Annotated in this window: 17 protein-coding genes; 11 read left to right on the top strand and 6 right to left on the bottom strand. The window is 68.3% G+C overall.

Features of this window, described 5'->3' with window-relative positions; translation table 11 throughout:
- Positions 1–36 precede the first annotated feature (36 nt).
- Entirely contained in the window at positions 37–1,479 is a 1,443-nt protein-coding gene (locus tag PMI12_RS02370; protein ID WP_007828696.1) for a sensor histidine kinase, read from the top strand.
- 9 nt (positions 1,480–1,488) lie between these two features.
- Here PMI12_RS02370 and PMI12_RS02365 read toward each other — a convergent pair whose 3' ends face one another.
- Genes PMI12_RS02365 through PMI12_RS02355 form a run of 3 tightly spaced genes read right to left on the bottom strand, consistent with a single transcriptional unit; the run spans position 1,489 to position 3,130 of the window.
- The gene (locus PMI12_RS02365) at positions 1,489–1,686 is read right to left on the bottom strand and encodes a hypothetical protein (RefSeq protein ID WP_007828694.1); all 198 of its coding nucleotides are present in this window, start codon (positions 1,684–1,686) and stop codon (positions 1,489–1,491) included.
- Between the two features lie 5 nt (positions 1,687–1,691).
- Positions 1,692–2,507: a biotin--[acetyl-CoA-carboxylase] ligase gene (locus PMI12_RS02360; protein WP_007828692.1), complete on the bottom strand. Its 816-nt coding sequence runs from the start codon at positions 2,505–2,507 to the stop codon at positions 1,692–1,694.
- 2 nt (positions 2,508–2,509) lie between these two features.
- Positions 2,510–3,130 carry an SET domain-containing protein gene (locus PMI12_RS02355; protein ID WP_007828686.1) on the bottom strand — a complete coding sequence of 207 codons (621 nt, stop codon included), beginning with the start codon at positions 3,128–3,130 and terminating at the stop codon, positions 2,510–2,512.
- A gap of 87 nt (positions 3,131–3,217) precedes the next feature.
- Here PMI12_RS02355 and PMI12_RS02350 point away from each other — a divergent pair, with 87 nt between their 5' ends.
- From PMI12_RS02350 to PMI12_RS02340, 3 genes are all read left to right on the top strand, one after another.
- A complete protein-coding gene (locus PMI12_RS02350) occupies positions 3,218–6,166 on the top strand; it encodes a DNA topoisomerase III (protein ID WP_007828684.1) in 2,949 nt (982 codons plus the stop codon).
- A 3-nt stretch (positions 6,167–6,169) separates the two neighbouring features.
- Positions 6,170–7,150, top strand: coding sequence for a tripartite tricarboxylate transporter substrate binding protein (locus PMI12_RS02345; RefSeq protein WP_081502609.1), 981 nt, complete (start codon positions 6,170–6,172; stop codon positions 7,148–7,150).
- Positions 7,151–7,238: 88 nt separating this feature from the next.
- Positions 7,239–7,421: a hypothetical protein gene (locus tag PMI12_RS02340; protein WP_007828680.1), complete on the top strand. Its 183-nt coding sequence runs from the start codon at positions 7,239–7,241 to the stop codon at positions 7,419–7,421.
- Positions 7,422–7,451: 30 nt separating this feature from the next.
- Here PMI12_RS02340 and PMI12_RS02335 read toward each other — a convergent pair whose 3' ends face one another.
- The gene (locus PMI12_RS02335; RefSeq protein WP_042672665.1) at positions 7,452–8,333 is read right to left on the bottom strand and encodes a gamma-glutamyl-gamma-aminobutyrate hydrolase family protein; all 882 of its coding nucleotides are present in this window, start codon (positions 8,331–8,333) and stop codon (positions 7,452–7,454) included.
- A 140-nt stretch (positions 8,334–8,473) separates the two neighbouring features.
- Between PMI12_RS02335 and PMI12_RS02330 the strand changes: the two genes are divergently transcribed.
- Positions 8,474–9,529, top strand: a complete 1,056-nt coding sequence (locus PMI12_RS02330; RefSeq protein WP_007828672.1) for a sugar phosphate isomerase/epimerase family protein — start codon at positions 8,474–8,476, stop codon at positions 9,527–9,529.
- 8 nt (positions 9,530–9,537) lie between these two features.
- Here PMI12_RS02330 and pdxR read toward each other — a convergent pair whose 3' ends face one another.
- A complete protein-coding gene (gene pdxR, locus PMI12_RS02325) occupies positions 9,538–10,995 on the bottom strand; it encodes a MocR-like pyridoxine biosynthesis transcription factor PdxR (RefSeq protein ID WP_007828666.1) in 1,458 nt (485 codons plus the stop codon).
- Between the two features lie 84 nt (positions 10,996–11,079).
- Here pdxR and PMI12_RS02320 point away from each other — a divergent pair, with 84 nt between their 5' ends.
- The 4 genes from PMI12_RS02320 (at position 11,080) to dbpA (ending at position 14,778) form a co-directional block, all read left to right on the top strand.
- A complete protein-coding gene (locus tag PMI12_RS02320; RefSeq protein ID WP_007828665.1) occupies positions 11,080–12,318 on the top strand; it encodes an MFS transporter in 1,239 nt (412 codons plus the stop codon).
- Positions 12,319–12,672: 354 nt separating this feature from the next.
- The gene (locus PMI12_RS02315) at positions 12,673–12,942 is read left to right on the top strand and encodes a hypothetical protein (protein WP_007828654.1); all 270 of its coding nucleotides are present in this window, start codon (positions 12,673–12,675) and stop codon (positions 12,940–12,942) included.
- Positions 12,943–13,000: 58 nt separating this feature from the next.
- Positions 13,001–13,270: a translation initiation factor IF-1 gene (infA, locus tag PMI12_RS02310; RefSeq protein WP_007828652.1), complete on the top strand. Its 270-nt coding sequence runs from the start codon at positions 13,001–13,003 to the stop codon at positions 13,268–13,270.
- A gap of 83 nt (positions 13,271–13,353) precedes the next feature.
- Positions 13,354–14,778 (top strand): ATP-dependent RNA helicase DbpA, encoded by a 1,425-nt coding sequence (gene dbpA / locus PMI12_RS02305; protein ID WP_007828650.1) that lies wholly within the window; start codon positions 13,354–13,356, stop codon positions 14,776–14,778.
- A 93-nt stretch (positions 14,779–14,871) separates the two neighbouring features.
- Here the strand turns inward: dbpA and PMI12_RS02300 are convergent, their stop codons facing one another.
- Complete coding sequence (locus tag PMI12_RS02300) at positions 14,872–16,338, bottom strand: MATE family efflux transporter (RefSeq protein ID WP_007828648.1); 1,467 nt, start codon at positions 16,336–16,338, stop codon at positions 14,872–14,874.
- A 59-nt stretch (positions 16,339–16,397) separates the two neighbouring features.
- Here PMI12_RS02300 and PMI12_RS29160 point away from each other — a divergent pair, with 59 nt between their 5' ends.
- Both PMI12_RS29160 and PMI12_RS02295 read left to right on the top strand, forming a co-directional pair.
- A complete protein-coding gene (locus PMI12_RS29160; protein ID WP_007828646.1) occupies positions 16,398–16,568 on the top strand; it encodes a hypothetical protein in 171 nt (56 codons plus the stop codon).
- Positions 16,569–16,649: 81 nt separating this feature from the next.
- Positions 16,650–16,964: a hypothetical protein gene (locus PMI12_RS02295; RefSeq protein ID WP_007828645.1), complete on the top strand. Its 315-nt coding sequence runs from the start codon at positions 16,650–16,652 to the stop codon at positions 16,962–16,964.
- Positions 16,965–16,985 lie beyond the last annotated feature (21 nt).

Here is a 16,985-nt window from a genome sequence, read left to right as displayed (position 1 = left end):
GCTCCTTGCCAAGCGCGAAGCCTTGGGGCAAGCCCAGTGAAGCTTTTCCAGCGCGCGCAGCGCTCCCTGTTCGGCGAGATCCTCGACTGGATGCTCACGCCGCTTCTGCTGCTGGTGCCCGTGAGCATCGGCGTCACGTGGCTGGTGGCGCAGGGCATTGCCAACGCGCCCTTCGACCGCGCGCTCGAGCACAACGTGAAGGCCCTGGCCGAGCTGGTGACGGTGAAGGACGGGCACACGCAGTTCGCGCTGTCGCAGTCGGCGCGCGAGATCCTGCGGGCCGACGACACCGGCCACGTGTACTACCAGCTGTTCGACGGGCACGACACGCTGCTGAGCGGCGAGCGCGACATTCCGCTGCCCGGGCTCGACGAGCCGCTGCCGCCCGGCCAGGTGTTCCTGCACAACAGCGACGTGCACGGCAAGCCGGTGCGCGTGGCCTCCCTGTGGATCGCCAGCGGCGCCGAGGACGTGCCGCCCTCGCTGCTGCAGCTGGCCGAGACGCGCGAGAAGCAGTCGGTGCTCGCGGCCGAGATCATCAAGGGCGTGCTGCTGCCGCAGTTCGCGATCCTGCCGCTGGCGGTGTTGCTGATCTGGCTGGCGCTGGTGCGCGGCATCAAGCCGCTGTCGGTGGTGGAGGCGCGCATCCGCGAGCGGCGCCCGGGCGACCTGAGCCCGCTCGACGAATCGTCGGTGCCGCAGGAAGTGGTGCCGCTGGTGTCCTCGGTCAACGAGCTGCTGGACAAGCTCAACGATTCGATCGGCACGCAGAAGCGATTCCTGGCCGACGCGGCGCATCAGTTGAAAACGCCGCTGGCGGGCCTGCGCATGCAGGCCGACCTGGCGCAGCGCGAAGGCGCCAATGCCGACGAACTGAAGCAGTCGCTCAAGCAGATCGGCCGTGCGAGCAAGCGCGCCACGCACACCGTGAACCAGCTGCTGTCGCTGGCTCGCGCCGAGGGCAACAGCGCCAACGCGCACCACCAGCCCTGCGACCTGGCGCGGCTCACCATCGAGGTGGTGCGCGAGGCCGTGCCGCGCGCGATCGAGAAGCGCATCGACCTGGGCTACGACGGCGCCGAGGCCGGGGCGCCGGGCGTGGTGTTCGACGGCAACGCGACGCTGCTGAAGGAGCTGGTGCGCAACCTCGTCGACAACGCGATCAACTACACGCCCTCGACGCCGCAGCGCCCGGGACTGATCACCGTGCGCGTGCTGGCCGACCCCTTCGGCCACGTGCTGCTGCTGCAGGTGGAAGACAACGGCCCAGGCATCGCCGAGAGCGACCGCGAGCTGGTGTTCGAGCCCTTCTACCGCGTGCTCGGCAACGAGGCCGACGGCTCGGGGCTGGGGCTGCCGATCGTGCTGGAGATCGCGAACCAGCATCGCGCGCAGGTGAAGCTGGAGGATGCGCATCCCGGCAAGCAGCCGCCGGGCGCGCTGTTCACGGTGCGCTTCGAGAGCGAGACGCCCTCCTGACCCGCTGGATCAGGGCGTCGGCGCGCCGGTTCTAGCTTCCTTGCGGATCTGCAGCCATTCAGGATGGATCTGCCGCGCCACGCGCTGCGGCTCGCGTTCGCTGAGCGCGGCGGGCGCCAGGCCGAAGCCGGCGAGATCGCCGCGCGCCCACAGGAAATAGCCGGCGTTGGCAATCAGCAGAACGACGAGCAAAAGGCGCAGCTTCATGCGGATCAGAACCCCATGCCGCGAGGGCGCACGCTGACTTCGTCGCTGGAGACCAGTTGCAGGCCGGCGTCGGTGCGCACCTGCAGCTCGCCGCCCCAGGCCACGCCTTCGCACAGCCCGGCGGTGCCGTCGCTGAGCGCCACTTCGCGGCCGCGCAGCACGTCGCGTGCGGCAAAGCGCTCAGCGAACGGCGCGAAGCCCCTGGCCTCGAAGTCGAGCACGCTGCGCACCAGCGGCTCGGCCAGTTCGTGCAGCACCTCGGGCGCGGTGGCCTCGGGACGCCACTGGCGCAGCCAGGCCGGCGGCGTGCGCATGCCATCGGCTTCGCGCGCGCCGATGTTGATGCCGATGCCGATCACGAGGTAGCGCGACGCATCCGGCCGGCCGGTGGACGGCAGCGCGGTCTCGATGAGGATGCCGGCCAGCTTGCAGTCGCCGACCCACACGTCGTTGGGCCACTTGAGGCCGGTCTTGTGAACGCCCGAGGGGTCGAGGCTTTCGGCCACGGCAACGCCGACGGCCAGCGACAGGCCCGACCAGTCGGCCGGCGCGAGCGGCAGGCCGAGAGAGAAGGTCAGCGACGCGGGCTCTTCGTTCTGCTGCGCGCTCTGCCAGGGCCGCCCAAGGCGGCCGCGCCCCGCAGTCTGGCGCTCGGCCACGAGCAGCACGGGCTCGACACGGCCGCCGCGCGCGCGGCGCATCAGCTCGGTGTTGGTGGAATCGATTTCGGCCACGGCCTCGACGGCGAAGCCGGGCAGCAGCGGCGCAACCGCCGCGGCGATCCGGTCTTCGAACCAGTCGGCCGTTGTGCTGCTGCTCATGGTCAATCCTTGTCGGATTTGTCCTTCTTCGCGGATTTTTTCTCCGATTTCTTGCCGGCTTTTTTCTCGGCCTTCTTTTCAGCCTTCTTCGCTTCTTTTTTCTCGGCCTTTTTCTTTTCGGCCTTCCTGGCTTTCTTCTTCTTTTTCTTCTCGTCGTCCTTGGGCGTCAACAGCGTGCCGCGGCACTGCTCCGAGCCGCACCAGCAGGGAAATTCGGACAGGAGTTTCGGCGTGTACGGCTCGTCGATGATCAGGCCGTAGTCGTAATTGAGTTCTTCGCCCGCAGAGATGTTTCGCAGCGCCTTGATATAAACGCGCCCATCGACTTCGTCTGCTTCGCAATTCGGTTCGCACGAGTGATTGATCCAGCGCGCATCGTTGCCCTTGACGTTGCCGTCGATCACACGCCCGTCGTCGATGTGGAAGTAGAAGGTGTGGTTCGGCTGGGCCGGGTCGTGCGGATGGCGGCGCAGCGCCTCTTTCCAGCTGATGACCTCGCCCTTGTATTCGATCAGCGTCTCGCCTTCGGCCAGGTCCTGCACGGCGAAGACACCGTTGCCGTGGACATCCGAGCGCCGCATCTGGATGCGGCGGCCGGCGGAAAGTGGGGATTTGGAAGGCATCGCCGAAGTCTGTTAGTTTGAATATGCACACATGCGCGTGTGCGCGTGTGCACACGCGGGAAGCCGCAGAGTATAGAGAGCCCTTAGATGACAAAGACTTTGGTAATCGCAGAAAAACCGTCGGTGGCACAGGACATCGTCCGCGCCCTCACGCCGGTGGCAGGGAAATTCGACAAGCACGACGAGCATTTCGAGAACGAAAGCTACGTCGTGACCAGCGCCGTGGGCCACCTGGTCGAGATCCAGGCGCCCGAGGAGTTCGACGTCAAGCGGGGCAAGTGGAGCTTTGCCAATCTCCCCGTGATCCCGCCGCACTTCGACCTGAAGCCGGTCGACAAGACCAAGACGCGCCTGAACGCCGTGGTCAAGCAGGCCAAGCGCAAGGACGTGACGCAGCTCATCAACGCCTGCGACGCGGGCCGCGAGGGCGAGCTGATCTTCCGCCTGATCGAGCAGTACGCCGGCGGCAAGTCGGGCCTGCACAAGCCGGTGAAACGGCTGTGGCTGCAGTCGATGACGCCGCAGGCGATCCGCGACGGCTTCGACGCGCTGCGCACCGAGAAGCAGATGCAGGGCCTGGCCGACGCCGCGCGTTCGCGCTCCGAGGCCGACTGGCTCGTGGGCATCAACGGCACGCGCGCCATGACGGCGTTCAATTCGCGCGACGGCGGCTTCTTCCTCACGACCGTGGGCCGCGTGCAGACGCCCACGCTTTCCGTCGTGGTGGAGCGCGAGGAGCAGATCCGCAAGTTCGTCTCGCGCGAGTACTGGGAAATCCACGGCAGCTTCGCGGCCGAGGCCGGCGAGTACCCGGGCAAGTGGTTCAACCCCGACTGGAAGAAGGCCAACGCGCCGCTGCTGGCCAACGGCGAACCCGATCCCGAGCAGCGCGCCGACCGCGTGTGGAACGAGCACGACGCCCGCGCCATCGCCGACGCCTCGCGCGGCAAGCCCGCCACGGTGACGGAAGAGAGCAAGCCCACCACGCAAGCCTCGCCGATGCTGTTCGACCTGACCTCGCTGCAGCGCGAGGCCAACGGCCGCTTCGGCTTCTCGGCCAAAACCACGCTGGCGCTGGCGCAGAGCCTGTACGAGCGCCACAAGGCGCTGACCTATCCGCGTACCGATTCGCGCGCGCTGCCGGAAGACTATCTGCCCGTCGTCAAGCAGACCATGGGCATGCTCGCCAACAGCGGCATGAAGCACCTGGCGCCGTTCGCCCAGCAGGCGGTCGACGGCAACTACGTGAAGCCCAACAAGCGCATCTTCGACAACGCCAAGGTGTCGGATCACTTTGCGATCATCCCGACGCTGCAGGCGCCCAGCGGCCTGAGCGATGCCGAGCAGAAGCTCTACGACTTCGTGGTGCGCCGCTTCATGTCGGTGTTCTTCCCGAGCGCCGAGTACCAGGTGACCACGCGCATCAGCACGGTGGAGCAGGGCGGCAGGAAGTACCCCTTCCGCACCGACGGCAAGGTGCTGGTGAAGCCGGGCTGGCTGGCCATCTACGGCAAGGAAGCCCAGGACGACGAGAAGGAAGACGACAAGGACGGCAAGCGCCTCGTGCCGGTGAAGCCGGGCGAGATCGTGAAGGCCGAGTCGGTCGACACCAAGGGCCTGAAGACGCGCCCGCCGGCGCGCTACTCCGAAGCCACGCTGCTCGGCGCGATGGAAGGCGCGGGCAAGACCATCGACGACGACGAACTGCGCGAGGCCATGCAGGAGAAGGGCCTGGGCACGCCAGCCACGCGCGCGGCCACCATCGAAGGCCTGATCACCGAGAAGTACATGCTGCGCGAAGGCCGCGAGCTGATCCCCACGGCCAAGGCCTTCCAGCTCATGACGCTGCTGCGCGGCCTGGGTGTGGAAGAACTCTCCAAGGCCGAGCTGACCGGCGAGTGGGAGTACAAGCTCGCGCAGATGGAAAAGGGCGCGCTGAGCCGCGATGCCTTCATGCGCGAGATCGCCGAGATGACGGAGCACATCGTCAAGAAGGCGAAAGAGTACGACCGCGACACCGTGCCGGGCGACTATGCGACCCTGCAGACGCCGTGCCCCAACTGCGGCGGCGTGGTGAAGGAAAACTACCGCCGCTACGGCTGCGTCGGCAAGAGCGGCACGGGCGAGGATGCCTGCGGCTTCTCCTTCGGCAAGTCGCCGGCCGGGCGCACCTTCGAGGTGGCCGAGGCCGAGGCGCTGCTGCACGACAAGCACATCGGCCCGCTGGAAGGCTTCCGCTCCAAGGCCGGCTGGCCCTTCACCTCCGAGATCATTCTCAAGTTCGACGAGGAGGCGAAGAACTGGAAGCTGGAGTTCGACTTCGGCGACGACAAGAACGGCGACACCGGCGAGATCGTCGACTTCAGCGAGCAGGACACCGTGGGCCCGTGCCCGGTGTGCGGCGCGCCGGTGTTCGAGCACGGCAGCAACTACGTCTGCGAGAAGTCGGTGCCGACGAATGCGCAGCCGACGCCCAGCTGCACCTTCAAGACCGGCAAGATCATCCTGCAGCAGCCGGTGGAGCGCGCGCAGATGGAAAAGCTGCTCGCCACCGGCAAGACCGACCTGCTCGACAAGTTCGTGAGCATGCGCACGCGCCGCGCCTTCAAGGCCTTCCTGACCTGGAACGCCGAAGAGGGCAAGGTGACCTTCGAGTTCGCGCCGCGCGAGGGCGGCAGCAAGTTCCCGCCGCGCAAGACCTTCGGCAAGGCCGCGCCCGCGGCCAAGAAGGCGGCGGCGAAGAAGACGCCCGCCGCGAAGAAGGCCCCGGCAGCGAAGAAGGCAGCCGCGCCGCGCAAGCCCGGCGCGGGCTTGAAGCCCAGCGACTCGCTGGCCGCGGTGATCGGCGCCGAACCGGTGGCGCGCACCGAGGTCATCAAGAAGCTGTGGGACTACATCAAGGCCAACGGCCTGCAGGATGCGGCCAACAAGCGCGCGATCAACGCCGACGCCAAGCTCAAGCCGGTGTTCGGCAAGGACCAGGTGACGATGTTCGAGCTCGCGGGCATCGTCGGCAAGCATCTTTCGGCGCCCTGAGCCATGCGGCGCCGACATCTCGCCGCCGGCCTGGCTGCAGCGATGCTGCTGGGCACAGCCTGCCTCGCACAAGCCGCGGCCTGGCCTGACAAGCCCGTCAGGCTGATCGTGCCCTTCCCGCCGGGACAGGCCACCGATATCTTCGCCCGCGCGCTCGCCGAACAGCTCGGCAAACGGCTGGGCCAGCCGGTGATCGTCGACAACAAGGCCGGTGCCGGCAGCAACATCGGCACCGAGTTCGTGGTGCGCTCACAGCCCGACGGCTACACGCTGGTGGTGGCCGGCAGCGCGATGGCGGTGAACCAGACGCTCTATGCCAAGCCGGGCTTCGACCCGCGCAAGGACCTGGTCGGCATCTCGCTGATCGCCAAGGTGCCGCTGGTGTTCCTCGCCACGCCCGAGAGCGGCATCCGAACGCTGGCCGACCTCACGACGCGCGCCAAGGCCGAGCCCGGGCGGCTGAGCTACGCGAGCGCCGGCATCGGCGGCACGCAGCATCTCTCGGGCGAGATGTACAAGTCGGCGGCGCACGTGTTCATCACGCACATTCCGTACCGCGGCAGCGGACCCGCGCAGTCGGACTTCCTGGGCAACCAGATTCCGCTGATGGTCGACTCGGTGACGGCCGCGCTGCCGCACATCAAGTCGGGCAGGGCGGTGGCGCTGGCCGTGACCTCGGCCACACGCTCCTCGCAATTGCCCGACGTGCCCACCGTGCGCGAAAGCGGCGTGGCGGGCACGAAGAACTTCGAGGCCGTGGGCTGGCTCGGCCTGATGGCGCCGCGCGGCACGCCACCCGACATCGTCGAGCGGCTCAACCGCGAAGTCACGGACATCCTGAAGAGCGAGCAGATGGCGCGTTTCATCCGCGAGCGCGGTTCCGAGCCCGCGCCCACGACGCCGGCCGAGTTCGACCGCTTCGTGGCGAGCGAGATCGGCGTCTGGGGCGCGGCGGTGAAGGCCTCTGGCGCGAAGCCGGAGTAGCAACGCAGCAAGGGCCGGGGCTGTTACAAGGCCAGCCGGGGCTGCGGCCTATAGTGGTCTGCAGTCCCACCCTTTCCTGGAGTTTTCCGTGAAGTCATTCATTGCAGCTGTGTTCGCCCTTGCGATGGGGGCCGTCCTGGCGGGCTGCGCCGGAACGGGCTCGGCCGGATCGTCGGGCTCCGCCGGTGCGTCGCCGGGCAGTGGTGTCACGGTGTTCGGCACCATCGATGCCGGCGTCAGCGGCAGCACGAACCGCTCCGACCGGCGCTAGGCCCGGCCGGCGGCCATCCTCCCGATCGCGTCAGCGCCGCAACAGCGCCTGTCGCAACACTCGCGCCGCGCGGTCGCGGATCTTGGCGGGGCCGGACCCCGGCGACGTCTTGGGCGCGACCCTGGCGGTCGCGCAGGCCCACAAGAAGTCATGCAGGATCGGCGTGTCGTCGACCGTCTCGGTGCTGCCGTACTTGTGGAACTCGGGATGCCACTGGGTCGCGGCGATGTAGCTGCGGCCCTTGTCGGACCGGCGGCGGATGGCCTCGGGCACGCGGTCGGGCAGGCTCCAGGCCTCGATCTCGAAGCCCGGTGCGAGCCCCTTGATGCCCTGGTGGTGGATGCTGTTGACGCGCGCCTTCTGCACCTGCGGAAAGAGCTTGGAAAGCCGCGTGCCCTGCACCAGCTCGATCTCGTGGAAGTTCTGGTCGTAGGTGACCGGGTCGCGGTGGCGCAGGCCGCCAGCGTGCTGGGCCTCGATGTCCTGGTAGAGCGTGCCGCCGAAGGCCACGTTGATGAGCTGCAGCCCGCGGCACACGCCGAAGATCGGCTTGCCGGCCTGCTCGAAGGCCTCGACCAGCGCGAGGTCGTAGAGGTCGCGGATCTGGTCGCCGATCCACGCATCCTTGAGCGGCACTTCGCCGTAGCTGCCGGGCCAGACGTCGGCACCGCCGTGCATCACGACACCGTCGAGCCACTCTGCGTAGTGTGAAAGCTTGGTGTCGCCGCGCGCGGTTTCGCCGGTGGGGCAGGGCACCATCACCACCATCGCGCCGGCGGACATGAGCCAATGCGCGATCGATTGCTCGACGTACTGCAGCGTCTTGTTGGTGAAGAGCGAGCGGGCCGGGTCGGCATGCGAGAAGCAGGCGGACAGGCCGATCTTGAGTCGGGCGGAAACAGGTTGTGTCATCGCGGGACTGTCGTCAGTGGGAACCGGACGATGGATGCGAAAAGGAAAGTCCATTTTGGCTCGTTGGCCTCTCGCACGGGGTCGGACGACACGCCAAGTATGCTTTCAACGCCGCCCCAACGAAGAAGGAAGACAAGCCGATGAAAACCATCAAGGGCCCCGCCATTTTTCTGGCCCAGTTCGCGGGAGACACCGCCCCGTTCGATACGCTCGACGGCATCGCCGGCTGGGCCGCCGGGCTGGGCTACAGGGGCGTGCAGATCCCGAGCTGGGACGCGCGCCTGTTCGACCTCCGGCGCGCCGCCGAGAGCAAGATCTACTGCGACGAGGTGAAGGGCACGCTGGCAAAGCACGGTCTGGAGATCACCGAACTCTCGACGCACCTCCAGGGCCAGCTGGTGGCGGTGCATCCGGCCTACGACGCGGGCTTCGACGGCTTCGCGGCGCCCGAGGTGCGCGGCGACCCGGTGCGGCGGCAGCAGTGGGCGGTCGAGCAGCTGCACTTCGCGGCCAAGGCCTCGGCCAACCTGGGCCTCACGGCGCACGCGACCTTCTCGGGCGCGCTGGCCTGGCCGTACCTGTATTCGTGGCCGCCACGCCCGCCGGGCCTCGTCGAGCAAGCCTTCGACGAACTCGCGCGCCGCTGGCGGCCGATCCTCGACGCCTTCGACGCCGTGGGCGTGGACGTGGGCTACGAGATCCACCCCGGCGAAGACCTGCACGACGGCGTGAGCTACGAGATGTTTTTGGAGCGCGTGAACAACCACCCGCGCGCCTGCCTGCTGTACGACCCGAGCCACTTCATGCTGCAGCAGCTCGATTACCTGGCCTACATCGACCACTACCACGAGCGCATCAAGATCTTCCACGTGAAGGACGCCGAGTTCAACCCGACCGGCAAGCAGGGCGTGTACGGCGGTTTCCAGAGCTGGATCAACCGGGCCGGGCGCTTCCGCTCGCTGGGTGATGGGCAGGTGAACTTCAAGGCCATCTTCTCGAAGCTGGCGCAGTACGACTTTCCGGGCTGGGCGGTGCTGGAGTGGGAGTGCTGCATCAAGCACCCGGAAGACGGCGCGCGCGAGGGCGCAACGTTCATCGCCGACCACATCATCCAGGTGGCGGACCGGGCCTTCGACGACTTCGCGGCGGGCGGGGTGGACGTGGCGGCCAACAGGCGGACGCTCGGAATCGCCTGACCTGACCGTCAGAGCAACGCGACCAGCCGACGGATCGCGCCATCGATCTGCTGCTCGGCGATCAGCCCGTAGCCGAAGGCGAGGCCGTTGGACACGCCGGGCGCGTGCGGATCGAGCGCGAAACGCGAGAGCGGCGGCAGCGTGATGCCGGCCGCGGCGGCGCGCTCCACCACCGCATCGGCGCGCGTACCGCCGTGCAGCCGGGCCGACAGGTGCAGGCCGGCGTCCGAAGGAATCACTTCGAGCCGGCCCGCACCGTGGCGTGCCAGGGCCTCGAGCAATGCGGTGCGCCGCGCGCCGTAGAGCCTGCGCATCTTGCGGATGTGGCGCGCCAGGTGCCCTTCGGCGATGAAAGCGGCCAGCGTCTCCTGGCCCAGCACCGGGCCGTGCCAGTCGGCCAGTTCGCGCGCGCGCACCAGCGCCGCGCGGGCCCAGGGCGGCGCCACCACGAAGCCCAGCCGCAGCGCGGGGAACAGGCTCTTGGAAAAGGTGCCGATGTAGAAGACCGACTCGGCGCGGTCGAGCGTCTGCAGCGCATCGAGCGGGCGGCCGGCGAAGCGAAATTCGCCGTCGTAGTCGTCCTCGATGACGACCGCGTTGCGCGCCCGCGCGAAGGCCAACAGGGCGGCACGGCGCGGTGGCGACATCGCCACGCCGGTGGGGAATTGGTGCGAGGGGGTCACGCAGACCACGCGGGCCTCGGGCGGAATGCGGTCCACGCACATGCCTTCGTCATCGGTCGGCACGGTCACCACTTTCGCGCCAGCGGCCAGCATGGCTTCGCGCAGCGAAGGATAGAACAGCTGCTCGACCGCGACCACCGTGCGCCCCGGCACGACGAGGATGCGCGCGAGCAGCCCGAAGGCCTGCTGCGCGCCGGCCGTGACCACGATGTCACCGGCGGTGCAGCCGACGGCGCGGGTGAACGACACGTGCTTCGCGATGGCCTCGCGCAGCGCGCCCTGGCCCTGCGGGTCGGCGTAGTCGGCGGTCTGGCGTGCGACGCGTCGCAGCGCGCGGTCGCTCAGGCGGCGCCAGATGTCGAAGGGAAAGACGCTCACGTCGGGCAGGCCGACGCGGAAGTCGTCGCGCGCTGGCAATGGCTGCAGCGTGGGTGCGAGGTCGGCGCCCGGAAGGGTGAGTGGCACCAGACGGGGGTCGCGCCGGGCTGGCGAGGCCTTGGTGGCGCGGCCACGCCGGGAGGCCGGCAGCGTGTCGGCCACGTAGGTGCCGGCGCCGGGGCGCGCCAGCAGGTAGCCCTCGCTCAGCAGCAGGTCATAGGCCGCGAGCATGGTGTTGCGCGACACGCCCAGGCGCTGCGCCAGCGCGCGCGTGGCGGGCAGGCGCGCGCCGGGCTGCAGCCGACCGTCGAGGATGGCGCCGCGCAGCTGGCGGTGCACCTCGCGCAGCAGTTCGCGCGAGCCGGCGCCCGGCAGGTGGATGGCGAGTTCGAAAAGTGGCTCCATAAACTTCGTTAATTGTGGTTCTTTTGAAGGGCCAATTGCAAACGTACTCTGGAGGCCTCGAACACAGCTTCAACGGAGTCCCTCATGAACGGCACCGATCTCCCGACCTCGCAACCGCCTGAACGCCTGCCCCTGAGCCTGGGTTGGCTCGCACTGGGGGCCTTCGCCATCGGCACCGAAAGCTTCATGGTCGCGGGACTGCTGCCGGTGCTGGCGGCCGACCTGCAGGTCAGTGCCGCACGGGCCGGGCAGTTGGTGCTGCTGTTCGCGCTGAGTTATGCGATCGGCTCGCCGGTGATGGCGGCGCTGCTGGCGCGCTTTGGTCGCCGGCCGCTGCTGATTGCCAGCCTCGCGGCCTTCTCGGCGCTGACGCTGGCGGCATCGATGGCGCACGGCTTTGCGCAGCTGGCATTCGCGAGGGTCGCGCTGGGGCTGGTGGCCGGCGTGTTCCTGCCGACCGCGAGCGCGGTGGCGGCCGCCATGGTGTCGCCCGCGCTGCGCGGCCGGGCGCTGGCCATCGTGACCGGCGGCGGCACAGTGGCAGTGGCGCTGGGCGTGCCGCTGGGTGCGTGGATCTCCGGCTGGGGCGGCTGGCGCACGGCCTACCTGCTGATCGCGGCTGCGGCGGCGCTTGCCACCTTGGGCCTCGCCCTCGGGCTGCCTCGCACGCTGGCGCAGGCCCCGGCGGCTGCAAAGCGCGCGCCGGCCTTTGCCGTGGCCCGCGAGCCGGGCGTGCTGCCGGCCTTGCTGATCAGCATGCTGTGGGCCACGGGCGGCTTCAGCTTCTACACCTACATTGCACTGTTCCTCTCGGAGACGCTGGGCTTCGGCGCCGAAGGCGCGAGCGCGGTGTTCTTCGCCATCGGCGTGGCGGCAGCCATCGGCACCGCGGCCGGCGGCTGGGCCACCGACCGCTTCGGCGCCGATCGCATGGCGCAGGGCTTCGCGCTGATGCTGGTGCTGATCCTTGGTGGGCTCTCGTTCTCGGCGCAGATGCTGCCGCGCGGTTTGGCACTGCCGCTGATCGTGGGGCTGTCGGCGCTGTGGGGCTTCGCGGGCTGGGGGTTCGGCCCGGCGCAGGCGGTGCGGCTGATCCGGCTGGCGCCGGAGCGCGCGCCGATGACGCTGTCGCTCAACGCGTCGGCGATCTACCTCGGCATTGCGGCCGGCTCGGCACTGGGCGGCATGGCGATCGAACTGGCCGGCGTCGGCGCGGTGGGCTGGGTGGGGGCGGCCTGCCAGTTCACAGGGCTGATGCTGCTGTTGCGCGCGCCACGCGCGGCCCGCAGCGCCTCGTCAAACTATGTTTTTGATAGCAAATAGTGCTTGAATAACGGCCCTTCGGGGCCTTTTTCATGAGATCGTTGTTTTAAAGACAAGCAACTGTCATGCCCTGCAAGCTATAATGTCGGGTTCGTTTCGATACCACGACGAAGAATTTCGTCAATACCGCCGGCTGACCTGCACTGTCCCTTGGATTCTTCAGGCCTCTCACTCCCAAGCCGGCTTTTACAGTGTGTTGGAGCGCCAGACCGGGCGCCCATGATTGCCACCACTGCCTTCGTTCCTGTTGAAGCGAATAGCGCGTCCGCCGCGCCATTCCGGCCGGCCCACGCCCGTTTTCAATTATTTTTCAGGCACTTCGCGCTTTGCATCTGCGCGCTGTGCCAAGGCTTCATGGACATCATTCAACACAGTATCGCGGTGGGCAAGTACCTTGTTTCCCCGCTCATCCGACATCAGGACGACGGCAAGTACGCCGCTTCGGTCTCGATCCGCTCCGGCCGCGGCAGCGGCATGCACGACCGCGTGATGCGCTTCACGCCGCGCTTTGCCAGCCACGCCGCCGCCGTCGGCTACGCCATCGACCAGGGCCTCGGCTGGGTGCGCGAACGCGCCCCCCAGGTTTCGAAGACGGCCCCTCTCGCGCTTCCGTGCGCGGGCTGAAACAATTACGCCCAATTCCATCTCCAACAAACATCGAACGAGTCAGAGGTAACCACATATGCCCAAGGAAGAACTGATCGAAATGAACGGCGCAGTGACCGAAGTCCTGCCCGACTCGCGCTACCGCGTCACGCTGGACAACGGCCATCAGCTGATCGCCTACAGCGGCGGCAAGATGCGCAAGCACCACATCCGCATCCTGGCGGGTGACAAGGTGTCGCTCGAACTCTCGCCCTACGACCTGACCAAGGGCCGTATCACCTTCCGTCACCTGGAACGCCGCGGCCCGCCGCCGACCACCGGCGGCAACAACTCCCCCCGCCGCTGATCCGCAACTGACGAAAGGCCTTGCGGTGCCCGCGAAGGGCGCCGGCAAGGCTTTTGTTTTTTGCACTTCCCGGCTGCTGAACGATGACCACACCCAACCCCACAGCCGGCGGCACCCCAGCCGACAACGGCTTTGCCTCACTGGCGCTCTCGCCCCAGATGCTGGCCAATCTCACCCAGCTCGGTTACACGCAGATGACGGCCATCCAGGCCGCCGCGCTGCCGCCGGCGCTGCTCGGCAAGGACCTGATCGCGCAGGCCAAGACCGGCAGCGGCAAGACCGCCGCCTTTGCGCTGGCGCTGCTTTCCAACCTGAACCCGCGCCGCTTCGCCATCCAGGCGATGGTGCTGTGCCCGACGCGCGAGCTGGCCGACCAGGTCACGACCGAAATCCGTCGCCTGGCGCGTGCCGAAGAAAACATCAAGGTCGTCACGCTCTGCGGCGGCGTTGCGCTGCGTGGGCAGATCGCCAGCCTGGAGCACGGCGCGCACATCGTCGTCGGCACGCCCGGCCGCATCATGGACCACCTCGAGCGCGAGAACCTCAACCTCGAGGCGCTCAACACGCTGGTGCTCGACGAGGCCGACCGCATGCTGGACATGGGCTTCTTCGACGACATCGTGACGGTGGCGCGCCAGTGCCCTTCGGCCCGCCAGACGCTGCTGTTCTCGGCCACGTACCCCGAAGGCATCGCCAAGCTCGCGCAGCAGTTCATGAAGAGCCCCGAGCAGATCACGGTGCAGGCGCAGCATGAAGGCAGCAAGATCCGCCAGCGCTGGTACCAGGTGAAGGACAGCGAGCGGCTGCACACCGTGAGCCTGCTGCTCGACCATTTCCGCCCCGTCAGCACGCTGGCCTTCTGCAACACCAAGCAGCAGTGCCGCGACCTCGTCGAGGTGCTGCAGGCCCAGGGCTTCAGCGCGTTGGCGCTGTTCGGCGAGCTGGAGCAGCGCGAGCGCGACCAGGTGCTGGTGCAGTTCGCCAACCGCAGCTGCTCGGTGCTGGTTGCCACCGACGTGGCGGCGCGCGGTCTCGACATTTCGCACCTCGAAGCCGTGATCAACGTCGACGTGACGCCCGATTCCGAAATCCACATTCACCGCGTCGGCCGCACCGGCCGCGTGGGCCAGCAGGGCGGCTCGGAAGGCCTGGCGCTGAACCTGGCCAGCATGAACGAGATGGGCTTCGTCGGAAAGATCGAGCAGCTGCAGGGCCGCGAATCCGAATGGCATGAACTGGCCGAGCTCACGCCGGGCAAGGGCGAGCCGCTGAAGCCGCCGATGGCCACGCTGCAGATCGTGGGCGGGCGCAAGGAAAAGATCCGCGCCGGCGACGTGCTGGGCGCGTTGACCGGCGACTGCGGCTATGCCAAGGACCAGGTCGGCAAGATCAACGTCAACGAGTTCTCGACGTACGTGGCGGTGGACCGCGCCATCGCCGAGGAAGCGGCGCGCAAGCTCTCGAGCGGCCGCGTCAAGGGCAAGTCGGTGAAGGTGCGGCTTATCTAGGACTCGCCCCCCGGCTTCGCGCACTTCGTGTCGCTTCGCCACTCCCCTACCGGGGGCGGGCCGGCCGCTTCGGGCGGCCGTGCGCGGCGGCCCTCACGAAGATGCAGCGCCCTTCGGAACCGATTGCGGCGTGGTCAAGGCAGCGATCTCCGCATGCGGCGAGGTCGGTGCCAGCGGCGCATCGAGCGCCGGGGCCGCGCCTGCAGGCGCCTCCTGCCGCGCCAGCTTCGCGGCCAGCCGGAACGCCACGATCACCGCCAGCAGGCCGAAGATCGACGAGCCCACGGCCTGCCCGATCAGCACGCCTGCCGCACCGTAGCGCGAGCCCCACCACGCGAACGGAATCGTGCCCAGCGTGGCGCGCCCCCAGTTGAATGCGGTCGACAGCAGCGGATGCCCGAGGTTGTTGAAGGAGGCGTTCGCCACGAACAGCCCGCCCGCGAAGAAGAAGCTCGCGGCCGTCCAGCTGCAGAAGAGCGAGATCAGCTCGGCCGCCTGCCCGTCGGCCGAGAACGCGCGGATCAGCACGCCCTGCCCAAGCGCCAGCACCAGCCACGCCACGGCCACCGACGCCATCATGAACAACAGGCTGTCGCGCAGCCCTTCCTGCACGCGACGGAACTGCCCCGCGCCCAGGTTCTGCGCGAGGATCGGCCCGACCGCGCCGCTGAGCGCATAGACCAATCCGAAGGCCACCGGCGTCAGCCGGTCGATGGTGGCCGCGCCCGCCACCGCCGAGGGCCCGAACTGCGCGACCGAATGCGTGACGAAGGCCGCGCCCACCGGCGTGGCGAGGTTGGTCAGCACCGCCGGCGCGGCCACCTTGCCGAGCGCGCGCGCATCGCCGCCCAGTCGCGACGGCTCGAAGCGCCCGAGCATGCGGTGCCTCACCGTCACGCCGTGCAGCCCGATGGCCGCGAGCACGATGCGCGAGACTACCGCGCTGATGGCGGCACCGTCGAGTTCCAGGCCGAAGCCGAAGATCAGGATCGGGTCGAGCACCGCCGTCACGAAGGCGCCGCCGAGCGTCACCGTCATCGAGCGGCGCGCATCGCCGATGGAACGCAGCAGCGCCGAAGTCGCCATGCCGATGCCCAGCAGCGGCAGCGTGTGCACCGTCACCGAGAGGTAGCGATGCGCGAGCCGCGCCGTCTCGCCCTGGGCGCCCAGGGCCTGCAGCGCGGGATGCAGGAAGAACGCCGTGCCGGTGCCCGCTACCACCGACACCGCCGTCATCAGCACCAGGCTCGATGTGGCGATGCGGCGCGCGTCCTCGCCACGGCCGGCCCCCACGGTGCGCGACACCACTGCCGCGATGCCGATGGTCAGCCCGATGCACAGCGACGCATGGAAGAAGCCCATCACGCCCGCGAAACCGACCGCCGCGGCAATCTCCTTCTCCCCAAGCAGCGAGATATAGAACAGGTTGATGAGGTCGACCGCGAACACCGCGATCAGCCCGATGGCCCCCGTGCCCGCCATCACGCAGACATGGCGCATCAACGACCCCGAAACGAAGCGCGCGCGCTCGACACCACCCGCCGTTGCGGTTATTGGCATATGAAATTCCCGATGTGGCCTAATTGCAGGTTCGAACATCACTTTTACCCGAGCTTTTCATGCCCAAGACATTCCGTACCGAAGCCGAACGCGTTGCCACCCCCAAGCCGACGCCGATGCCCGGCTACACCGTGCCTCGCTCCGGTGGCGGCCAGAAGGTCAGCCTCGAACGCGGCACCGCAACGCGCAGCAAGAAGAACCCTGGCAAGCGCGCCAAGAAGGGCGGCTGATCCGGCCCCCGCTGGCTCCCCGGAGCCACGACGAACGCGCCCACGGGCGCGTTTTGTCGTTGGGGCAGCTATAAGGCAGCGATGTCCGACGACAACCAGATCCTCATCCCGCCCTCGTTCTTCGCGGTCTACACCGACGCGCGCCAGCGCCTGAGCGAACCGATCGGCCTGGTGCGCGAGCGCTACGAGATGTGCGAAGACCTCGCCAGCCACCTTGTGGGCCACGCGCAGATCCAGCACCACACCGAGGTGCCGGTCGAAAGCGAGATCCTGCGGCGCATCCACGCCGGGCTCGCCGCGCCCGAATCGGGCGTGTCGGCGGCCGAGGCCACGTGGATCGTGCAGCGCCTGGCCGAGCTGCTGGGCTGGGAAAGCCCCGAGCGGGCCGACGACTGACGCCACGCGCGCCGTCGCACG

Origin of the sequence: Variovorax sp. CF313 (assembly GCF_000282635.1) — a bacterium.
Classification (GTDB): Bacteria; Pseudomonadota; Gammaproteobacteria; order Burkholderiales; family Burkholderiaceae_C; genus Variovorax.
The sequence above is the reverse complement of the archived record's forward strand: the minus strand, read 5'-3'. Positions and strand labels throughout refer to the sequence as shown.